At 40.1% G+C, this 3,080-nt stretch carries 6 protein-coding genes and 1 pseudogene; 2 read left to right on the forward strand and 5 right to left on the reverse strand.

Features of this window, described 5'->3' with window-relative positions; all coding sequences use genetic code 11:
- Window positions 1-219: 219 nt before the first annotated feature.
- The 4 genes from IM479_RS07010 to IM479_RS07025 all read right to left on the reverse strand — a co-directional run bounded on the left by IM479_RS07010 (window position 220) and on the right by IM479_RS07025 (window position 2,181).
- Entirely contained in the window at window positions 220-1,062 is an 843-nt protein-coding gene (locus tag IM479_RS07010) for a methyltransferase domain-containing protein (RefSeq protein ID WP_287687349.1), read from the reverse strand.
- A 141-nt stretch (window positions 1,063-1,203) separates the two neighbouring features.
- Entirely contained in the window at window positions 1,204-1,353 is a 150-nt protein-coding gene (locus IM479_RS07015; protein WP_271988458.1) for a hypothetical protein, read from the reverse strand.
- Between the two features lie 32 nt (window positions 1,354-1,385).
- Window positions 1,386-1,907, reverse strand: coding sequence for a GNAT family N-acetyltransferase (locus IM479_RS07020; RefSeq protein WP_287687347.1), 522 nt, complete (start codon window positions 1,905-1,907; stop codon window positions 1,386-1,388).
- Window positions 1,897-2,181: a type II toxin-antitoxin system TacA family antitoxin gene (locus IM479_RS07025; RefSeq protein WP_286824854.1), complete on the reverse strand. Its 285-nt coding sequence runs from the start codon at window positions 2,179-2,181 to the stop codon at window positions 1,897-1,899. Before IM479_RS07025 ends, IM479_RS07020 begins: the two co-directional genes overlap by 11 nt.
- 92 nt (window positions 2,182-2,273) lie before the next feature.
- Between IM479_RS07025 and IM479_RS07030 the strand changes: the two are divergent.
- Both IM479_RS07030 and IM479_RS07035 read left to right on the forward strand, forming a co-directional pair.
- Window positions 2,274-2,407, forward strand: a pseudogene (locus tag IM479_RS07030) (zeta toxin family protein); the annotation flags it as partial.
- Between the two features lie 206 nt (window positions 2,408-2,613).
- Complete coding sequence (locus tag IM479_RS07035) at window positions 2,614-2,967, forward strand: caspase family protein (protein ID WP_287687345.1); 354 nt, start codon at window positions 2,614-2,616, stop codon at window positions 2,965-2,967.
- A 1-nt stretch (window position 2,968) separates the two neighbouring features.
- Here IM479_RS07035 and IM479_RS07040 read toward each other — a convergent pair.
- A partial coding sequence (locus IM479_RS07040) for a transposase (protein ID WP_071784045.1) occupies window positions 2,969-3,080 on the reverse strand: 112 nt, incomplete at its 5' end.

Genomic DNA, 3,080 nt, shown 5'->3' on the forward strand with positions numbered 1-3,080 from the left:
CAATTGTCTATCTTTTGGTATTAACCTATTTGTGCCTTAAGTGTCTCCCTGTATAGATTTCAGCTACTTTTAGGCGTAGGCACTCTCATCGAATTTTATTTTAAGTTAATTATTTGCATAACAATTACCGAAGAGCCGCTTAAAGCCGTCCTAAAAGGACGGGGTTTTAACCCAAATTTTCGATAATCAATCGCTGCACTGTAATCATCGTCAAGCTGATTATTTTTTCCCTTGCAGTAGGCCAAAACGAATTAAACCCGACTCGTAACCGCGCCGCATTAACCCTAAAGATAAAGCTCCTTGGATAGTAGTGTAACCGCTTGCTAACAAACCAGCGATCGCATCTGGGGTTAGGGCCGAGTCAATCACCACATCCCAAAAAGCGGCCACCGATAGAGACCAATCATCGGTTTTTAGGTCTTGAAAGCCAACTTCACGGGCAATATCGGCGTATTCTGGCAAAGAAATCACATAGGGGAGACAATAAACCCGATAAATCTCGTTTAATAGTTTAATCTCCCCTTCGGTTAAATTACCGGCCAGGGAAGTGGTGGGACGATGACACCAAGTGGCCATCAAAAAAGTCCCCCCGGGCTGCAAAACCCGATAACATTCCCGCAGAAATTGCCTTTTATCGGGCATATGTTCGCCACTTTCCAATGACCAGACCAGATCAAAATTATTCTCAGGAAAGGGGGTTTTTAGGGCATCAGCCACACAAAAACTCACTTGTTCTTTTAAATTGAACTCTTGCGCTCTTTGGCTGGCTCTAGCGGCTTGTACCGGGGAAAGGGTAATCCCCACCCCTTGGCTGTGAAATTTTTCGGCCAGATAAAGGCTACTGCCACCAATACCACAACCCACATCGAGAATCTGATTAGCGCCGGTGACATTTCCCCAAGTTAATAATTCTTCTATTAAATCAATTTGTGCCTGACGGCGATCGAGTTTAATCTTGCCGCCGCGACCGTAGTAACCATGGTGCATATGTTCGCCCCAAATCCTTTCCCATAGTCCACTAGAGGAGTCATAAAAATCAGCAATTCGTTGATAAAGTTCCATGGTGATTTCCTAAGTGAGTGGATGGAATTAAATATAAGATGAATGGGTAATGTTCTAGACCTGTGGATCGTATTTCTGCGGGGTAGTCAGTCTATTCATTGTGACTTGTTTTATCCACAGATTCAGAACACTACCGACAAATTAAATCTTTTCTGGCAAGAGACTTAATTGATTAGTTCGCTCTAGATCAAAAATAATTGACAAAAGCGGTTCTTTGGTAGGTTTGGGAGTGCTATCTAGAAGTAAGGCAGCACTGGAGCAACAAGTTCCAAAATTAATTTCGAGTTTCATGACTTTTCTTCTCTTTTGTCTGAAAATAAAAATTAGATAAATTCTCTGAGGATAGTTTTCATCGGTAAAAAGAGTGAAAGCGGTTGATCTTGAAAAGGAATAAATTCGTATTTTAAATAAAATTCTTTGGCTCTTAAATCTATAGCATCAACTCTAACTGCAAAAATGCCAATTTCCTGAGAAGCTTTGACGGCTCTAAAAAGTGCATCTACGAGTAATTCTCCTCCTAATCCTTGTCCTCTGACTGAGTTATCCACAGCTAACTTGCCAATTAGTAGGGCTGGAATTGGATAGGTGGGCATTCCTTTTTGATAAGATTTTGGGAGAGAGTCAAACTCAATAACACTAGCACTGACTGTGTAATAACCCTCAATTTTCAAAGGCTCAGATTGGGAAATGGCAATAAAGGTTTTAGCAATTCCTTTTTCATTATTTTGCCGAGCGTATTTTTTGAGATAATCATTTAAGACGGGATAACCACAGTCAAAATACTCTCGTTGATACTTTTGATGAATAGGGACAAAATTCCATCTTTTTTCCGCCTCATTGTCCATATTTATCTCGATATTTTTTAATGGCTGTTTTGAGGTTTCCTTGAAGTTCCGGGGGATTTTCCATAATGGGCATAAATAAGTCTCGATCTCGATCTGAAAGAATCAATCTTTCCTGAGTGTCTATGTCTTGTTTGGCAATAGGTAACAGGTGAAGAAGAGTATAAGCACTTAAGGAAATTCCTCTGAGGGAGGCGGCTTTTTCGAGAAGTTCTTTTTGTTCTTGAGTCACTCTCAAGTCTATACGGCTATCTTTAACCTTTGAGGTTTCTGACATAAGGGGTTTCTCCAGTATTGAGTTCCGATGTTTCTAGTTTAACAGATTTAGGCGGACAAAGTACACAGAAAAGAAGAGGAGGAAATCATTAGTCTTTAGAGAGAGTTGACAGAAAGGTAGCCAGTGGCATAATATTCCCGAAGATGTGGTTCGTCGTCGTTATGAGCGGGGACGTATTAACGTGACCCAGTTGTATTTATCCTTGTGCGATACTTGGATTATCTATCTAGAACTCAAATGACTGAATCCACTTTAACAGAACTGCATCAGAAAATCGATGCTGGTGTGAGAATAGCGATCTAGGAGAGTCTATCAGCATTTTAAAAGATGGCTAAATTGTCACCTTAACGGCTGGGCAAATTCCCCCCAAATCACCATAATAAATGCTTTCAGTATCAAGATTTGGTAGTATTAAATAGGTAGGAAAATTTTATGGCTAGAATTAAGCGTAGGCAATTACTATCCCTGACTGGTTCTTTATTAGCCACTTTAGGATTGAGCCAGTTGGAATTGAAACAGCGAGCCATTTTTTATCGTAGCGTACTGGCAGAGAATACACCTCGTAAACGGGCATTATTAGTGGGTGTTAATAATTACCCCGATACTAGATGGATACCCCTTGAAGGCGCAGTCAATGATGTCAAACTACAACAGGAATTACTCATTCACCGTTTTGGATTTCAGTCCGATCAAATTTTGCTTTTAACTGATCATGAAGCAACTCGTGAGAATATCCTACAAGCGTTTGAGGAACATTTAATGGCTCTTCGTTACTCTTTATGCTAAATCAACAGACAAGATGCCAAGATAACATACTTCTAACCCAAAAATTCCGAAAGTTTCTAAAGCCATAGCCTCTTCGTTTTATTAGTTTAAGTTTATTGTTGATTCCCTCGACC

This window comes from Microcystis sp. M165S2 (genome assembly GCF_020245885.1).
GTDB lineage: Bacteria > Cyanobacteriota > Cyanobacteriia > Cyanobacteriales > Microcystaceae > Microcystis.